The organism is Chryseobacterium sp. HNCC26DJ240, assembly GCF_057180485.1.
In genome coordinates, this window is sequence record NZ_JBXUGK010000004.1 from 233,129 (window position 1) to 250,752 (window position 17,624).

The following is a 17,624-nucleotide window of genomic DNA, read 5'->3' on the forward strand; positions in this document are numbered from 1 at the left end:
ATTTAAAATGAAAAATGTATTACAAATCATAGCTGATAGCCAAAGAGCGTTTATCAACTTTCTTAGAGTAGGGATTTTCGTTGTGATGGCTTGGATTGGCGGTTTGAAAGCTTTCCAGTACGAAGCAGATGGCATTGTTCCCTTTGTGGCAAACAGTCCGGTGATGAGTTTTTTCTATAATCATCCTGACGAATACAAAACGCACAAAAATAAAGAAGGCGAAGTAATTTCTGCCAACATCAAATGGAATTCAGAAAACGGAACTTACACTTTTGCTTACGGATTGGGAACTGCAATTGTTGCCATCGGTTTACTGACTTTGCTGGGAATCTGGTTTCCAAAAATAGGTTTGGCAGGTGGTCTACTCACTTTTGGAATGTCTCTGGTCACACTCTCGTTTCTCATTACAACGCCTGAAGCTTATGTACCAAACCTGGGAAGTTCTAAGCACGGATTTCCTTACCTGTCGGGTGCAGGAAGATTGGTCATCAAAGATATTATTATGCTTGCGGGCGGATTAGTGATTGCTTCAGATTCGGCGAAGAAAATTTTAAATAACAATCAATAAAATGAAAACTATATTATTAAACATAAGCCTGTTTTTTACAGCAACAGTTTCTGCACAGAACGTTCAGACATTTACCTTAAAAGAATTACCGACAAAACCGGTGAACGAGCTTCTCACAAGAGAAATGATTTCCGGAGAACAGGGAACTATCGGATATTTTACCTATAAAAAAGGAGCGGTGGTTCCGACGCATCAGCATTCCAATGAACAGTATTCTCTGATTACTAAAGGAAGCGTAAAAGTGAATATTCTGGACAAAGAATATATCGTAAAAGCCGGAGACGGAATTATCATTCCACCGAATGTTCCGCACGGTTTTACAGCGTTGGAGGATGATACCATCGATATCGATTTTTTCAGTCCGGCAAGAAAAGACTGGATTGAGGGAAAGGATAATTATTTTGAGAAAAAATAGATTTTTATCAAAAATTTTAGAAAACATCATTCCCAATTATTATGAAAAAAACAGTTTTTAATTTGTCTCTTTTGGTTTTGTTCTTTTCCATTTCGGGTAATGCACAACAGCATCCTGTTAAAATCAAGAAAAAATCTAAGGAGGAAAGAATCTGGCACTATTCGATGATTGACGCTATGCGCAGAGGAATTTATGAAGGAACTCATAGTGTGAAAGAATTAAAATCGCACGGAGATTTCGGATTAGGAACCTTTAATCATCTCAACGGAGAACTTGTTGCCCTGGATGGAATTATTTACAGGATTCCACCCAATGGAAAAGTAGAAGTAGTATCAGAAAACCTAAAATCCCCATTTACTTCGCTCACTTATTTTAAAGCTGATACTGAGAAAACCTTATCTTTCACGGGGAGTTTCGATAAATTGCAAGATAAAGTTCAGGAATTATTAACTACTCAAAATCTGCCTTATGCCATTAAAATTCAGGGAACTTGGGCAGAGATTACGGTGGGAGGGGCAGATCCCGTTTCTCCGGATGATACGACTGAGCTTGCGACATTAATGAAAGTGAGACCTCAGTACAAGGCAAAAAATATTAAAGGAACTATGGTGGGCTACTTTACCCCATCTTTATTAAGTAATGTTGATCTTTCTCCGTTCCATTTTCACTTTATTTCAGATGATAGAAAATTTGCTGGGCATCTGATGTCCGGAAATCTTGTAAACGCCGAAATTAAAATTTATTTTAATGAAAAAAGTGGCTATGATATCGAATTGCTTCGCGAAAACAATCGCTTTCGTCATTTGAAGTTTGAAGGTAAAGAAACTTCTTCTGTTTATTAAATTAATACAAAAAAATTATTATGATAAAAACATATCAGGCTTTAGAAACTGCAGAGCAGGAAGATGGCACGTACAGCTCAAAAATTGTAGATAATCAAATTGAAGATATTCCTGATGGAAAAGTATTGATAAAAGTAGAATACAGTTCGCTTAATTACAAAGATGCATTATCTGCAAAAGGAAATAAAGGGGTAACTAGAAAATATCCCCATACTCCCGGGGTTGATGCAGCCGGAACGGTTGAAGTCTCTTCTTCGTCACTCTGGAAAAAAGGAGATCATGTTTTGATAACAGGTTTTGATTTGGGAATGAATACCAACGGAGGATTTGGGCAGTACATAGTTTTTCCTGAAAGTTGGATTATCAAATTACCCCAAGATCTTTCTGCTGAAGAAGCTATGATCTATGGAACCGCAGGTTTTACGGCAGGTCTTTCTGTACAAGCATTATTTCGAAATGGAATCACACCTCAAAAAGGAATTGTTGCGGTAAGTGGATCTACAGGAGGAGTTGGTTCTGTGGCAGTTGCTATTTTAGCGAAATTGGGATTTCGGGTGGCGGCAATCAGCTCAAAAGAAGAAGCAATTCCTTTTTTGAAATCATTGGGTGTCTCTGAAATTATTTCAAGACAGGATTTTGAAGATAAAAGCGGAAAGGCTTTGCTTAAACCTCGCTTTTCGGCGGCTATTGATACGGTTGGAGGAAATATTCTGGCAACATTAATTAAGAGTCTCCATTATGAAGGAGTCGTTACAACCTGCGGAATGGTGGGCGGAGGAGAACTTAATACAATTGTTTTTCCTTTTATTCTTAAAGGTATTCAATTAATCGGAATTGACAGTGTGGAAATTCCTTTGGAAAAAAGGCTTCCTGTATGGGAAAATCTGGGAACTGATTGGAAGCCTCAACAACTTAATGATTTAGTAAAAGACATAAGTCTTGAAGAACTGCCCGAATTTATTGATAGAATATACAACGGGCAAATGCAGGGCAGAGCAGTGGTTAAAATTCAGTAATTTAATTATTATCGAAGCCATTAAATGGTATTTAAGATATAAAAATGAAAATAAGAAATATTATTTGATGCTTTAGAAATGAATCTTAAATAAAAGACAAGGAAACTAAAATTATATTAGAATTGTTTATTTATTATCAAAAACTTAAAATAAGCCAAAGGAGAAAAAACACTAGAAACTTAATGAGATTTCAAGCCACGCTTAGAATGCAAATGAAATCTATATATATTAAATTCTTGCACAATTAAAACCGACCATCTTAATCTTACTTAAAAAACTGAACTATTCGGTAACCTAAAAATAAAAGAACTACCGAAAGCTTCTAAACAGTTGATTTTCTAAAAAGAACAGATCCCTTTCGAACAACATATTTTTTATTTTCGTAACTTTTATTTCTAACTACGCATCCTTTTAATTTTATACATCTATTAGATTTATTTTATTACTTCAAATGCGTTGAAGAAAATAATAATATTTTGCCCACTTATGCTTATATTTCTGTAAATTTGATGAAACAAATTGAATCAAAAACCTACAAATTTGTCGGTGCGTAATTCGGTGAGTAGTATAGGCGTTTTATTTATAAAGTATTGAATATTAAAATATTTGAAGAATAGGTGGTGATCCCACTCTCTCCGCTAGTCGGAAGACCAAAATTCAGCAAAAGCCTTTAAATAATATTATTTAAAGGCTTTTTTGTTTTTTTTAGTATTAAAATAAAAGAGATTATGGCTCAATGACAAAACTTGAGGGTCTAGGCAAAAAGTTTTAATAATCTGAGCGGGAAAATGCAGTGAATGGACAAATTCTGCATATATTCCATATTCTGGATTTAAAAAAAGAAGCCGGTGCAGTAGGATAGTATAATGGCGAATTTATGGAAAATCAATTGGTTTTAAGAGGAGCTTCAAAAGCAACACAAAAAGTATTCAATAGAAATAACTACCGTAATTTTTTTCTACAAATCTGCAGTGGCAATTCATGGAGTTGGATTGGCAAAATAGAGAGAAATTCTAATTAAGTTTCTTAAAAACGCAGAAAATATATTTCCTGCGTTCTAATTTTATAAAATTCAAATTGTTAATTTCATGGATTTTCTTAGCCTCCGGCAACTCCGTAAATTTGTCCGGTAGTAAAAATGGCATCCTCAACTGCGAGTTGCACAAATGTTGATGCCAGTTCGTCTGGTAAACCCGGACTTCCAAAAACAGAATTTCTCCAAAGTTAACGGGTTTATCTTGTAGCTGACCTCTGCTCACTTCCAAGGAAGATCAAACCGGTTCGGGAGCAACACCGTTTACTCTTCTTCCTTTCGGGCCTAACTGTTTTGAATTGGTTGTCGTCACCTTCGTTAAGGCATAGAGCTTCTCAATTTTACTGTGTAATACCACATCTGAATTTATTTTACGGTTTAGTTTAATGATGGTCTTATTTTGGATTTATCTCATTTAAATAAATGTAATATGGAAAAGCATATTGTAATTGTAGGAGGAGGTTTTGCGGGTTTAAATCTCATAAAATCCATAGGAGACAACGAAAATTTCAGAATAACATTGGTAGATCGTAATAATTACCATTTTTTTCCTCCACTCATCTATCAGGTCGCAACTGCGTTTATAGAGCCTTCGCATATTTCGTATCCTTTCCGGAAACTTTTTTCAAAATATTTTAATGTAAATTATTTCATGGGCAGCTTAAAAAGCATTAATGCGGAAGAAAAGAAAATCATTACTGACGAAGGAGAACTCTATTATGACGAGCTGGTTTTAGCTTTAGGAACTGAAACGAATTTTTTTGGTCTTGAAAATGTGAGAAAGTATGCTTTACCAATGAAAACCATTGATGAAGCTCTGTATATTCGAAATCATATTCTTCAGCAACTGGAAGATGCGGTAAGGAGATCTAAGAAAGAAGACATTAAAAGTTACCTGAATATCGTTATCGCAGGCGGTGGTCCTACTGGAGTAGAATTGGCCGGTATGATTGCAGAAATGGCAGGATATGTGGGAGAAAAAGATTATCCTGAAATCGAATTTGGTCTTTCAAACCTTTATCTTGTCGATGCTTTGCCAACACTTCTTTCCCCAATGAGCGACAAAGCTAAAAAAACTGCTTACGAAAACCTTAAAAAGCTCGGGGTGAATATCAAACTTAACGTCTCAGTAAAAGATTATGTAGATGAAAAGGTGATTCTCTCGGATGGAAGCCATATCCCGACTAAAACTTTGATATGGACTTCAGGAGTTGTTGGAAGATCCGTTGAAGGGATTCCTGAATATTGCATAGGCAAAGGAAAGAGACTTATTGTAAATTCCTATAATCAGGTTGCCGGTCTCGATAATGTATATGCAATCGGTGATATCTGCTTCGATAAATACGATTCTGAATTTCCAAATGGTCATCCCCAGGTTGCTCAGGTAGCGATACAGCAGGCAAAAAATCTCGCCCGAAACTTTAAACTTTTATTTCATAAAAAACCATTAAAACCTTTCAGGTATAACGATAAAGGAAGTATGGCAATTATTTCCAAATATAATGCGGTTGTAGATTTGCCCAAATTTTCATTTAACGGTTTGTTGGCATGGTTTACATGGCTGTTCATTCATATTATTCCACTTACGGGATTCAGGAACAGGTTTCGTTTGGCTTTAGAATGGTTAAGGCTTTTCATAACAAACAATGCTTCTATCAGAATGATTATGAAGCCCAGAAAGGAAAATTGAATTATCATTAGAAAAAAAATAATTAATTATGATTTAATTTTTGATAAGTGTTATTAACCAATTGATAAACAGCTGTTTTTTTAATACATATTTTTAAATTTTTCTTAATTCTACCCATAAATAAACGTTTTTACAACTGTCTTATCATACCACAAACACATTTTTGGTATGCTAATTGAATAAAACATGACACATATGTAAAATGTGCTGATAAAGCACAATTTAACAAATTCTTATAAAGAACTCTCGTATCGTTCTCTCTGAATTTTACTTTATCGAATAATCAATAAATAATACATTATTATATGAAATCTACATTAGCATTTTTATCGCTTGCAATGGCGGTACCTGCTTCGCTGTGTGCTCAGGAAAACATAACAGCTGATTCTTTGAACGGATATCCAAACACATTCAGCTCTGGTTCTGCCAATGTGCAGAAGTTTACTCAATCGTCAAAAAGATTTAATGACTGGTCAATCTCTGCGGGTGCAGGTGTTCCATTGTTGCAGTCTGCAGACCTTACCTCAATTAAAAATGGAAATGGTAAGAATCTTTTCGGTTATTCAGCATACGTGAGTATTGATAAAGCATTATCTCATGCTTTCGGATTTAAACTTCAGTATGACAGAGGTGAAACAAGGCAGGGGTTTTTCAACACCAAAGATGCTGCTCCATCTAATGCAGCTGCTTTACAGCAAGTGGGAGCAAGAACACAATATGACGCAATTTCTATCTTAGGAGATATCAATTTCTCAAATCTAATGAGAAGAGTTGATAATAAATCTCCTTACAGATGGGCATTACACGGATATGCCGGGATAGGAACATTAGCGTACAGAGCATATCAGAAAGATGAGTTTGGTCAGCGACTAATGACCGAAGTTAAACCATTTAAGTTAAATTCTTTATTTGCGCAGGCTGGTGCTGGTCTTAAATACAAAGTAAGCAACAGAATCGATTTGGAAGGAAGGGTAATGTATGTAGTGACCACAGATGATCAATTTGATGGAGGTGGTGCTCAATACAGTGATATCAATAAGAGAGAAGATCAGGTTTCTGATAATTTCATTAATGCTACATTGGGTTTGTCTGTAAATTTAGGAAAACACGATTCACATCTGATGTGGCACGATCCACTTCAGGAAATCTATTATAAAATGGATGTTTTAGCAGAAAAAAATCAGGATATTACAGTTTGTAAGAAAGGAGATCTTGATAATGACGGTGTATGTGATGACTGGGACAGACAACTGGATACTCCTGCAGGAGCGAGAGTAGACGGGTCTGGTGTTGCTCTTGATGTAGATATGGATGGTGTAATTGACCTTTATGATAAATGTGTAACCGTTCCCGGACCTGTAGAAAACGAAGGTTGTCCTACAACAAGTCAGGGAAATGGTGCTGTTACAGAATCTGAAACTAAAATGGAAGGAATTGAATTCGATTTAAATTCAGACAGAATTCTACCTTCAAACACACCGATTTTGAATAATGCTGTTACTTACATCAATTCATCAGCAGGTTCTTATACAGTAATTGGAGCTACCGATACAAGAGGCTCAGATGCAGTAAACCAAAATCTTTCTGAAAGAAGAGCGGGTAGCGTAAAAGATTACCTTATCAAAAACGGAGTAGAGGCTTCTAAACTGAATGCTGTAGGAAAAGGAAAAAATGATCTGAAATATCCGGAATGTGATCCTGCATCAAAATGCCCGGAATGGAAAAACAGAGCAAATAGAAGGGTGTATTTTGAAGCAAAATAAAAATAATTAACTTTCTAAATTTGAGAGCTGTCACAAATATTTGTGGCAGCTTTTTTTTGTTTGAAAATTACTCTTTACACATAAAGACAACCTGATGACCCTGTATTTTTTCTGTGGGTTCTTTAACAAGAAAACGATGTTTATCTCTATCATATTTGATTACTGAAGCCCCATCCTTTACTTTCAGATACTCTATCTCAAAATTGTTGTTTACAAGTTCTTTTTTAAGCTGAAGAACTTCATTCTCAAAATGACTCACAACAGAAAAAACATGGCAGCCGGAATCTTTTAAAAATACTGTCAGTACAATTATTTTTTCTTCACTTCTGTGTAGGTTGCTGTAAACTCTCACATTTTCTTCCTCTACGTCACGATGACGGAACAAATCAAAATGCAGAGAAAGTTTATCATCAAGATGCTGAATATTGGAGGAAGACAGATTTTGAAGAGTATTAATGCTCAGTAACTGAGCAGAAGTATAGAGTCCTGCCTGTAAAGCCAAAAGAAGTAAAAATTTTTTCATATCAAAATGGTAAATTAATTAAATTTAATACTATGTTAAAATGACTGAAATCATAAAAAAAGCCGACTTCTAAAAGCCGGCTTACACATTTAATTTTTTAAATCCTCAAGATTTTCAAACTTATCATGAGATGCTTTAAGATGATGGAGCTGATCGAGAACTACTCTTGAACTTTCCGGGCAGAGACCGCCACCGTCTAAAGCGCTTTGATATGCGTTGATAGCAGCGTTTTCTCCGTATACTACATTGCCGAGTGTTGCATCTGCATTATCTCCGGCAAAGGTGTTTTTCACATCAATCCAAGCTCTATGAATTGCTCCTGCTGCAGATCCTGAATTATCAGGAGTTCCGCCACGTTCTGTGATGAGGTCGGAAAGTTCGTTTTTCATAGTAAGTGACTGCGAAACCATCTCGTCGTAATCACTTCTTAAAGCAGGATAATAATCCCACACTTTGTCTTCCACTTTAGAAAATCCTTCAATTCTGTCGTTGGTGATGTTCAGTAAGTCATTCAGTACTGAAACCGTTTTAGTATTGTCCATATTGATATTTTTTGGTATTCATCAATTTACAATTCGCATGCCCCAAAATGCCAAAAATACGCCTTGTGGTATATAAAGTTTTTATTTAAACCTAAAAAGGCAGACTAATTGTACAAGACAAATCATACCGAAAAAAAATATTATGAGAAGTTTACTTTGGCTTGTAGCCGTGATTTGTATCGTTGTCTGGATTTTGGGAATGGTAGGTATCGTTCCGGGAATGGATACCGGTAATTTAGTTCATGTTTTACTTGTTATTGCCATTATTGTAATCCTTATCAATCTTTTTACAGGAAGAAAACCATTAAAATAATTTTTAACTCTTAAAATTACAAAAATGGAAACAGCAGAAAATCAGGCAATCCTGAAAGATTTAGTTCAGATTACAAACGATAGAATTACAGCATTCGAAAAGGTTGAGGGTAAAATTTGGGAAGCTTATCCCGACATCAAGTCTGAATATGATAAGATGATTACCCAATCTAAGATTATGAAAAATGAGTTGATTGATATATTAAGGGAAAACGAAAAAGAGTACGACAGCGATTCCTCCACCATCAGAGGAAATCTACACAGAACGTGGATTGATATTAAAAATGCATTTCTGATAAACTCAATTAATTCTACGCTTGAAAATGTGGTTTTTGGCGAAAAAGCAGCTGTAGATTCTTACAGAGAAGCTTTAAAGAATAACGATTTAACTTCTTCAACAAAGAAAATTCTTGAAGATCATCTTCACGATTTGACGCAGACTTTAGAATACAGAAAAAATAATCAGGATGAACTATCAGGAAGCACTCAGGCATAAAAATAAATCCATAAAGGATGCAGATGAATCTGTTACGAAATTATATCACATTCTTATTGCACCTTCTGATACAAAGGAGAGCGTAGATTATATTCATCATTTTCTGAAAAATCCGAAAGCATGTAAAGACGATTCCTGCAAAGAATTTTCATCTGACGGAAATTTTGAAGTTGTAAGTGTGAGAAAAGATGATAATTAATAAAAATTTTAAAAATGGAAATAGATCAACACCTTAGAGCAGATTTACTAAAACCTTTAGAAAGCATCCAACTAATCGAAGTGAAATACGCCAAAAAAGAAAATTATGAAGGAAAGATTTTTGTTCTGGAGCAGGTTCCTTTAAAATTGATTCTTTCACAAAGAAATCCGAAAAATGCAGAAGAAAAATATCACGAAATTGACTTTGAAAAAGCACAGCAAATCGTGATCAGATTTTCAGATGACAAAATCAGCGTACATGAGGATAGTAATTTCACCAACTAAAATCCAGATATGTGATGAATCAAAAAGCATTTTTTAGAAAACAAACTGACATCGAAAGCCAGAAAGTAGATTTTGAAGATTTTTATGCTATGCATTCCTCAAAAGTTTATGGATGGATTCTTCAGTGGACAGATGATAAAAACACAGCAGAACAAATTTTGATTCTTACTTTTTGCAAAATGTGGAAAGCACGAAATTCGTTTGCTGATAAAGAACTGATGAAAGAATTATTTTACATTCCGTTTATTATTCAGGCAGGTAAAGATTTTTTTGGTGAAAGGAATATTGAATACAAATTTAAGTATAAACAGGGCTGCAGAATAAATTTTGCTGATAATAATGTGAGTAAAGAAACAATTTAATAAACTACTAAAATAATAAGAAATGCTGTACAACAAAATTGAAAAAATAGATTTCCTGCGGTTTTTTATAGGCAGTTCTCATGGAAAAAGTGCTGAACTGATTATCGATAAAGGTATATTTTACATAAGTGAATATTTCGGGTATTTTAAAGAAATCCTGCAGAATCCTGACAAAAAGTTTTCGGGAGACTATGAAAAAAAACTAATTTCTACTTTAGAAGAAATTGATATAAAAACCTGGAAAGAGAATTATTTTAATGACGCGATTTTCGACGGAACCGAATGGGAGCTTGAAATGAAAATTAATAATGAGCAGAAACATTATCACTATTCGGGTTATGAAGAATATCCGTCTGGAAAAGGAAAGTCTGATGTAATGAAATATTCGGCAGAATTCAGACAACTTCTCAAAACGCTGAATTCAATTTCAAACAGTGCCTGTTTTGCTTAAATAGACCATTAAAATAATTAAACAATGAACGTTAAAAGAACATTCGGTACAATTCTTACCATTCTTGGAATTATAGGATTAATGTACACAGGATATCAGCTGATACAGAAAAATGAAGCTTACACTACAATGGTAGTTATAGGAATTATAGGGCTTATTTTTTTCTTCTCAGGAATCGGGCTCGTAAAAAACACAAAAGATGAAAGCTGATTTGTTTTCATTAACAAAAAAAAATGTAGTATGAATTTTATAGAATTTACAAAAGAAAACCGGTTCTTTGATCCCGTTAATCTGCGGGTTAATTTCTAGAAGACTTTCGCATTATTTTTATAAAAATTAAAGCATCTTACAATCTGTAGGATGCTTTAATTATAATACAAACTTTAGTTAGTAGGATGAAAATACTTAAAAACTATTTAGAAATATATGACTTAGGCCATTCGTTTCTTAGTAAATATTTTATTAGAAGACAAACCAATTATTGATGGTTCAAATTTTTAAACATGGTTTATAGAACTTTGTGAGGATAATCATAAAAAATTGATATAAAAAACAGGTAGATTTGATAACAACTAAACACTAAAATCAAATTTATATGAAACTTTTATCTAACATTTTTTACCATACACAGATTTTTGAGATTCGATAATTTATAAAAATCAAATCTTTATCATTTTTCTTTATCTACCCTTGCTATCTTTTTATTCTGCTGTCTGTACCTGAAATCCAATAAGATTTAAAGATTATTTAGCCATTAGTTTACTGAATTATCTATCACAAATGATGTAAATTATTAAAACATCGAATAATGTGTGAGAATAGAACTTGATTTTTCAAATGATCTGAAAAACTCATCAGTCAGGCTTTTAGAAATTGAATTTAGTAACACGGTTAATATTTTAAAAGTATAAAATATTCATACTCAGTATATTTCACTGATTGAAATTTAAAATCAATCACTCAAACAAAATATTTAGTTATGGAACTCGATCAAAAATTATTGGAATTCATTGGGCATTCACTTATTGCTGCCAATGAAAGTATATCTGTCGCAGAAAGTGTTACCTCTGGTTGTCTCCAGCTCGCTTTTTCGCAAATGCAAACACACTCTTTGTTTTATAAGGGAGGAATCACAGCATACACTTTAACTGAAAAAATTAAGCTTCTTAACATCACCGAAGGCAATACTGTGGAATGCGATGGTGTCTCGGAAAATGTTGCGCAGGAAATGGCGTTAAATGTAGCAAAGCTTTTCGGTAGCGATTGGGGAATTGCCACAACAGGATATTGCAGTCCTGTAAGAAAATCTTCTTATAAAGTTTACGCTTACTTTTCTTTCTCGTATAAAGGTCAGATTATCAGTACAAAAAAAACTTGAACTTCACGATAAAACCGAGCAATTGTCGGCACAGCTGTATTTTTCAGAATTTATTCTAGGATGCCTGAAAAGCCGTCTCAATCAGAGTCTGATGTTAAAATAATTTCAAATAACATGATGATGCCTAAAAAAATACAAGGTGTTCCCAAACAACTGAACGGAAGCTTTCATGATACAGAAAGTGTAAAATATTATAAAAATCAAGATGCTGAGCTTGCATTTAACATTCTCAGACAACGGTTTTTAAATATCAATGAGTGGCAGAAATACTGTAGTGAGAGTTTTTCGGATTTCAAATTGTGTGATGATGCGGGAAAAATCGTCGAACGGCTTCCTGAAGTTGGAGATTATATAAGAATTGATGTTCCGGGCTTGGGAGGAAGTGAAGGTGATTCTTACGATTGGGTGCAGATTGTGATGTTGGATACGGCAGTACCTGATATGATGATGATGCAGTGCAAACCTTGCCAAAAGCCCATTGGAAGCAATGGTAGAGTAGCTCATTTTTATTCAAAATCCAGCACTTCAACATTTATAATTTCAAAAGGAAGAGACTATATAAAAGCGGGAATTTATGGAAGGAATGAAAAAACAAATGAAGGTGACGGTTTTTTTGACTGCATCAGAAATTTTTTCCTCTCTATCGGAGGAATGTTGGGTTTATCTAAAATGCAGTGGAAATGTCTTACAAAGGGATGGCTGGATTTTGAATAGAAAGTTGTAATATTTTATAAAAAACAGACCGTTGTAAATGAAATGAACGAATTATGAGATAAAATGTGAGCATAATTGTGTTGAGAGTAGCTTATTCAGAAAAATAATTCAAAATATTATTTAAGGCATAATAGTTATTAAAAGGAAATCAACAATTTTAAACCATTATCGCACTATATGAAAAATCCCAAAGTTGATTTAACTCTGGAATTTTATTTTTTTTAAATTTCTGAAATATTTTTTCTTAAAGTAACAAAATATACCACAAAAATCGTTTCTTCATTTCTTTGGCAGATTAATTGGTTATAAGAAACTTAACTATCGTTCGGTAGTCAACAACCACCAAATATAAAATTTATGAAAAATTCAATCATGACATTGCTTGCAGTCGCTTTTTTAGTGTCTTGCAACAAGAAAGAAACAACATCAAATGATGCTTCAATGGATAGTACTTCATCTTCCGGAATGTTAGATTCAGGTACTATGGTTGGTGATTCTGCAAATGTTTCTTCTACTACTTCGGCATCATCAGCGTTGAGCGATAAAGACAAAATGTTTGTGGACGCAGCCGCAAAAGGCGGAATGATGGAAGTAATGATGGGAGATCTTGCTGCTTCCAACGCATCAAACCCTGCCGTAAAATCTTTGGGGATGATGATTGCTCAGGATCATAAAAAAGCAAACGATGAGCTGAAAGCATGGGCAAGTTCTGTAAACTATATGCTACCAACTTCTATGGATGCAGACCAGCAGAAAAAACATGATGAGCTGAAAGCAAAAAAAGGTGCTGATTTTGATAAAGCCTATACCATGATGATGGTTGAAGATCACAAAAAAGATATTGCAGCTTTCCGTAAGGAAGTAAGTGAAGGAAGCGATGCATCAGTAAAAGGTTTTGCAGAAAAAATTCTTCCAACTTTGGAAAATCATTTAAAAGAATCTGAAAAGGCTTGGGCTGCAGTTAAGTAAGTCAAAAAGAGAAATTAGATTATGGAAAATCACTCAGAAAATATCAAAACAGCCTCTAAGTGGTTGCATGATAAAATGAAAGAGAAATTTGACAGAGATTTTAATCTTGAAAGAGAAGTGACGATGCACGAAGAAAACGGAGACGTGAAAATTGCACTCACCCCCGATTCTTCCACGGTTTCACAAGAGGAACTACTTAGTCTTTCTCTTTTTGTAAATCAAATCAATAACAAGGAGGTCGATTTATAAAATTTAAATCGTACCGTTCAAAGAATTAATTTTAAAAATAGAAAACGAATGGAAATATTTTCATTCGTTTTTTTTAGCTTAAACCAAATCAGACACAAAAAATGTTTTTTTTAAATACAAATTGTAAACGTGGTGTTTTGAATTTAATTTTAAATGTTTTCCAACGCCTTCATCATATCAATTCCCTTTAAAGAAATTACTTCCCGTTTTTCTACCAATTACTGAGTCCATTTTCTAGAGCTTTGTTGTAGTTTTCTTCATCGAAAGAGTAGAGGTCTGGAGCTTTATGTGCCCCACCCATTCTTTTTTCATCCAATTTTCTCAAAATTTTCAAATTTTTTATTTTTCTGTAGAAATTTCCTCTGTTCAGTTCTTTTCCAAGAATAACTTCATACAATTTCCGAATTTCAGAAAGGGTGAATTTTTCCGGCAGAAGGTTATAACCAATCGGTTTATGTGAGATTTTTTCTCTTAAAGTCAACAGGGCTTTTTCAATAATTTCATAATGATCCATAGCCAAATCAATTTCCGGAAGTTTGCTTAAATATACCCATTCGCAGGCTTCGCTGAATTCATCAGCAACCAGATTGAAATTATCCGGATTATATAATGCATAATACCCTATAGAAACAAATCGCTGCTTATGAAAAAGGGTTTCATCAAAATCTTCAAAGTAAAATTCACTTCTGTTTTTCTTTCCAAAAACCCCAAACTGCTGTAAGTATAGATCTGCAACGACTCCTGCACGGTCTTTTAAAATTCTTACAACGGCTTCACTCAGATCTTCATCTTTTCTCACATATCCTCCAGGTAAAAGCCACATTTTTCTGTAATTCATTTTGATCAGCAGTACTTTCAATTCATTTTGATCAAATCCGAAAATTACGGGATCAAGGGATAAATTAGGTAAAAAGAGTTCTTTCGCCTCGTTCGATTTGTTAATTAATTGTTGTTTAGAATCCATTCAAGAGTTTAGAAAAAGCTTAGTAGACAAATTTAATGATAAAATTCTCAAAGATGTTCTAAAAATGGATTCTTGATTAACTTTTTGGGGACTGAATTGAATGATTTTTATCATTACTTCGTATAGAATCAATAAATTATTTATTGAGAATTGAAAAATAAATTATTGATTAACAATTGATTAATTCAAATATTAATTTTTATTAACATTTTTTTTGGTAAATCAGCTGAAAGAATGTACTATTGTAATGATTCGAAAAGAATCAATGAAATTAAACACTTTCTGAGAAAGAAATTACTTTCAAGAATTGCTCTTTTGGAGCAAAATGATTAACAGGCAACCCGTCTGTAATCGAAATATTGCGGCATATTGTAAGAGTTACTTTTAATTAAACTGCGATAAAATGAATGCTGACAAAAGCCGGCTAAAATAACAATCAATCCGGTGTTGAAATTTAGAAACGGTCATCCAACAAAAAATTGGATGCAGGTATTTTTATGTTTTAATCTAAAAAAAAATAATTAAAACTAAAACGCTGAAAATTAAAGAATTAAAACTATATAAAGAACGACTTATACAATGAGAAAATCAACTTTAAAAATCTCAGCATTAGGGCTTTTGCTTTCCTTTGCAACAGCATTCGGACAAGAAAAAACTGATACTCTTGCAGTAAAAAATGCCATAAATGCCGCAACCAAAACTGAAGAAGGCTTAAAAACCGTGACCTCATCTTCCAAAGAAGACAACAACAGAAACGTCATGTTGAACGCAGCCAATAACACAAGTCCGAGAGACGTGAACATCGGTCTTCCATCAACTGTGGGCGGAATTACAATTCTTGAAAACGATTTGCCTGCAGTATATTTCTTCTGGCCAGAACTTCCCAACAAAACGTGGAGACAAAGTGTAGGCTTGGAAAAAACGGGACTTTTGAAAATGGATCAGCTGGCAAATACAATGGGAGACCTTGGTTTTGCAGTGAACTCGTATTCTCAAATAGGAACTAAAGATTTAAAAGTCAAAGGGAAATTCACGACCAGTACTTTTGGATGGTTGCAGGGCGATGTGAATGTTTCCGGACCGATTTCTAAAAACGGCTGGACTTACACTGTTGGCGCTTTTGCAAACTTCGACCCGAGTACTTACAAACTTGGTTTTACTAGAAATGTTGACGAAACTAAAATTTTCCGAGCAGGTGCTACCAAATATTTTAACGATGACAAAGGAAAGATTTCAATTCAATATAAATACGCAGATTCTTACAGTATTACCAATTATGCAGTTTTCCAGTACGGAGAAAACGGAAAAGTAACCGAACTTGATAATTTCAGAATTGGTAGAGATTCTTACGTGGTAAGAGATGGGCAAATCAAAATGAAAGACATTCTTTCCGGAAATACCTATTGGGCAAATATGGATGGAAATGACAGTAGAAATACGTCTCATAACATCGATATCTTCGGTAACTATTTGCTAGATAATGGATGGAATTTCAAATTCTCAACAAGAGCACACTTTGCTACAGCGAAATCTTCTAATATCATTCCATTAAGTATTTTTAATGCTAATGCGGCTTCAGGTTACACGATTGCGTCAACAGGTCAGGCTTACACCGGAGCGGTCGGAACTCAGTTGGCGATGCACACGCCAGCGACTCCGATTACCAATATTGCAGGACGTTTTTCTTTGAACAAACAATTAGGAAATCACAATGTGACGTTTGGAGTTTTAGAACAGTATTATAACATCGATAAATTCACGTCCAACAGGTCATTTTTCTTCCAGACCGTCGAGCCGCAACCTCAAAGATTGATTGGTTTAACTACGGATGCAGATGGTTTCTACAACTACAATGCAGGTGGAGAATTCCACAGCGGAACAGAAAATAAGCTATCAGTTTACGGAACCGATGAATGGAAAGTTTCAGATAATTTCAACTTGAGCTACGGTTTACATTTGAAAAATCACATCATTGACGGAGAATATTCTTTGACTCCGAGAACAGTTGGATTTAATTTTACAGACCCAAGTCAGTTTAATCAGATTAGCCAAAGCTTTTTCCAGATTGGTGGTAGTTTGAATGCAACTTATAACATTACTAAAAACTTTGGAGTTATCGCAAACGCTTTATACACCGAAGAAAACAGAAGACTGGAAAGTTATTCTCAAGCCTTCGAGCCAAACACCAACAAAATTAAAAGTCCGTTGGGAGCTTTGGGAGTTTTCTGGAATACAGATTACATTCAGTTGATTTCTCAGGCGACTTATCTTAAAAAGAACAACAACCTAAACAGATACAACTTGGTGAATCCGGCGAATACGACTCAGGCTCAAAACGTTACGGTTTACTATGATATTCAGACGATTGGATGGACAACCGATTTTGTGGTGAAACCTTTCAAAGGATTTAATCTGCACTATTTATTGACTTTACAGAATCCGGTGTATAAAAAATTCAATTTTAATGCGTTCGGAACGGCTTACGATTACAATGACAACAATGTTTTGGGAGTTGCCAAAGTGTTGATGGAAATCGACCCAAGTTATACCATTGATAAATGGAGATTCTGGGCAAGTTTCAGATATTTCTCAAAACAATATGCCAACCTTACCAACGCTTTATACTTCGCACCAAGATGGGAAACTTTCGGTGGGGTAAGTTATACAGTGAATAAAAATATCAACCTTGGCGCAACAGTTATCAACTTTCTGAACCAAAGAGGAGCAAGCGGAACTATCAACGGTGCCGAATTGATTACAGACGCCAATCCATACTACGGAAAACTGTTGACGGGAACTTACATTATGCCATTAACAGGTCAGTTCTCTGTAAGCTTTAATTTCTAAAATGAAA

The 17,624-nt window shown here is 34.4% G+C and carries 21 protein-coding genes; 18 read left to right on the top strand and 3 right to left on the bottom strand.

Translation table 11 applies throughout. From position 1 onward, the window contains the following. Nucleotides 1-7 precede the first annotated feature (7 nt). The 6 genes from rclC (at nucleotide 8) to AC2A1G_RS09645 (ending at nucleotide 7,327) form a co-directional block, all read left to right on the top strand. Nucleotides 8-568, top strand: a complete 561-nt coding sequence (gene rclC, locus AC2A1G_RS09620) for a reactive chlorine resistance membrane protein RclC (protein WP_484046703.1) — start codon at nucleotides 8-10, stop codon at nucleotides 566-568. A 1-nt stretch (nucleotide 569) separates the two neighbouring features. Beyond that, nucleotides 570-983: a cupin domain-containing protein gene (locus AC2A1G_RS09625; RefSeq protein WP_484046704.1), complete on the top strand. Its 414-nt coding sequence runs from the start codon at nucleotides 570-572 to the stop codon at nucleotides 981-983. A 41-nt stretch (nucleotides 984-1,024) separates the two neighbouring features. After that, entirely contained in the window at nucleotides 1,025-1,825 is an 801-nt protein-coding gene (gene budA, locus AC2A1G_RS09630) for an acetolactate decarboxylase (RefSeq protein ID WP_484046705.1), read from the top strand. Nucleotides 1,826-1,845: 20 nt separating this feature from the next. Beyond that, the gene (locus AC2A1G_RS09635) at nucleotides 1,846-2,841 is read left to right on the top strand and encodes a YhdH/YhfP family quinone oxidoreductase (protein WP_484046706.1); all 996 of its coding nucleotides are present in this window, start codon (nucleotides 1,846-1,848) and stop codon (nucleotides 2,839-2,841) included. A 1,463-nt stretch (nucleotides 2,842-4,304) separates the two neighbouring features. After that, nucleotides 4,305-5,564 (top strand): NAD(P)/FAD-dependent oxidoreductase, encoded by a 1,260-nt coding sequence (locus tag AC2A1G_RS09640; RefSeq protein WP_484046707.1) that lies wholly within the window; start codon nucleotides 4,305-4,307, stop codon nucleotides 5,562-5,564. Between the two features lie 305 nt (nucleotides 5,565-5,869). After that, nucleotides 5,870-7,327 carry an OmpA family protein gene (locus tag AC2A1G_RS09645; RefSeq protein ID WP_484046708.1) on the top strand — a complete coding sequence of 486 codons (1,458 nt, stop codon included), beginning with the start codon at nucleotides 5,870-5,872 and terminating at the stop codon, nucleotides 7,325-7,327. Nucleotides 7,328-7,394: 67 nt separating this feature from the next. On the opposite strand, the gene AC2A1G_RS09650 is transcribed toward AC2A1G_RS09645, so the two are convergent. Both AC2A1G_RS09650 and AC2A1G_RS09655 read right to left on the bottom strand, forming a co-directional pair. Beyond that, nucleotides 7,395-7,850: a hypothetical protein gene (locus AC2A1G_RS09650; RefSeq protein ID WP_484046709.1), complete on the bottom strand. Its 456-nt coding sequence runs from the start codon at nucleotides 7,848-7,850 to the stop codon at nucleotides 7,395-7,397. Between the two features lie 89 nt (nucleotides 7,851-7,939). After that, nucleotides 7,940-8,392, bottom strand: coding sequence for a PA2169 family four-helix-bundle protein (locus AC2A1G_RS09655; protein WP_484046710.1), 453 nt, complete (start codon nucleotides 8,390-8,392; stop codon nucleotides 7,940-7,942). A 142-nt stretch (nucleotides 8,393-8,534) separates the two neighbouring features. Here AC2A1G_RS09655 and AC2A1G_RS09660 point away from each other — a divergent pair, with 142 nt between their 5' ends. From AC2A1G_RS09660 to AC2A1G_RS09710, 11 genes are all read left to right on the top strand, one after another. Further along, nucleotides 8,535-8,705, top strand: coding sequence for a lmo0937 family membrane protein (locus AC2A1G_RS09660; protein ID WP_484046711.1), 171 nt, complete (start codon nucleotides 8,535-8,537; stop codon nucleotides 8,703-8,705). Nucleotides 8,706-8,729: 24 nt separating this feature from the next. Beyond that, nucleotides 8,730-9,200 carry a DUF2383 domain-containing protein gene (locus AC2A1G_RS09665; protein WP_484046712.1) on the top strand — a complete coding sequence of 157 codons (471 nt, stop codon included), beginning with the start codon at nucleotides 8,730-8,732 and terminating at the stop codon, nucleotides 9,198-9,200. Continuing rightward, nucleotides 9,172-9,399: a hypothetical protein gene (locus tag AC2A1G_RS09670; RefSeq protein ID WP_484046713.1), complete on the top strand. Its 228-nt coding sequence runs from the start codon at nucleotides 9,172-9,174 to the stop codon at nucleotides 9,397-9,399. The genes AC2A1G_RS09665 and AC2A1G_RS09670 overlap by 29 nt, the downstream gene beginning before the upstream one ends. A gap of 14 nt (nucleotides 9,400-9,413) precedes the next feature. Further along, entirely contained in the window at nucleotides 9,414-9,683 is a 270-nt protein-coding gene (locus AC2A1G_RS09675; RefSeq protein WP_484046714.1) for a hypothetical protein, read from the top strand. Between the two features lie 14 nt (nucleotides 9,684-9,697). After that, nucleotides 9,698-10,045 carry a hypothetical protein gene (locus AC2A1G_RS09680; RefSeq protein ID WP_484046715.1) on the top strand — a complete coding sequence of 116 codons (348 nt, stop codon included), beginning with the start codon at nucleotides 9,698-9,700 and terminating at the stop codon, nucleotides 10,043-10,045. A gap of 22 nt (nucleotides 10,046-10,067) precedes the next feature. After that, entirely contained in the window at nucleotides 10,068-10,496 is a 429-nt protein-coding gene (locus AC2A1G_RS09685) for a hypothetical protein (RefSeq protein ID WP_484046716.1), read from the top strand. A 24-nt stretch (nucleotides 10,497-10,520) separates the two neighbouring features. Next, nucleotides 10,521-10,706: a hypothetical protein gene (locus tag AC2A1G_RS09690; protein WP_484046717.1), complete on the top strand. Its 186-nt coding sequence runs from the start codon at nucleotides 10,521-10,523 to the stop codon at nucleotides 10,704-10,706. A gap of 769 nt (nucleotides 10,707-11,475) precedes the next feature. Beyond that, on the top strand, nucleotides 11,476-11,874 hold the full coding sequence (locus tag AC2A1G_RS09695) for a CinA family protein (protein WP_484046718.1): 399 nt from the start codon (nucleotides 11,476-11,478) through the stop codon (nucleotides 11,872-11,874). A 120-nt stretch (nucleotides 11,875-11,994) separates the two neighbouring features. Next, the gene (locus AC2A1G_RS09700) at nucleotides 11,995-12,588 is read left to right on the top strand and encodes a hypothetical protein (RefSeq protein ID WP_484046719.1); all 594 of its coding nucleotides are present in this window, start codon (nucleotides 11,995-11,997) and stop codon (nucleotides 12,586-12,588) included. A 357-nt stretch (nucleotides 12,589-12,945) separates the two neighbouring features. Next, nucleotides 12,946-13,557, top strand: a complete 612-nt coding sequence (locus AC2A1G_RS09705; protein WP_484046720.1) for a DUF4142 domain-containing protein — start codon at nucleotides 12,946-12,948, stop codon at nucleotides 13,555-13,557. A 21-nt stretch (nucleotides 13,558-13,578) separates the two neighbouring features. Beyond that, a complete protein-coding gene (locus AC2A1G_RS09710) occupies nucleotides 13,579-13,806 on the top strand; it encodes a hypothetical protein (protein ID WP_484046721.1) in 228 nt (75 codons plus the stop codon). Nucleotides 13,807-14,017: 211 nt separating this feature from the next. On the opposite strand, the gene AC2A1G_RS09715 is transcribed toward AC2A1G_RS09710, so the two are convergent. Beyond that, nucleotides 14,018-14,770, bottom strand: a complete 753-nt coding sequence (locus AC2A1G_RS09715) for an NUDIX hydrolase (protein WP_484046722.1) — start codon at nucleotides 14,768-14,770, stop codon at nucleotides 14,018-14,020. 579 nt (nucleotides 14,771-15,349) lie between these two features. Between AC2A1G_RS09715 and AC2A1G_RS09720 the strand changes: the two genes are divergently transcribed. Further along, entirely contained in the window at nucleotides 15,350-17,617 is a 2,268-nt protein-coding gene (locus AC2A1G_RS09720; protein ID WP_484046723.1) for a TonB-dependent receptor, read from the top strand. The last annotated feature ends 7 nt before the right edge of the window (nucleotides 17,618-17,624 follow it).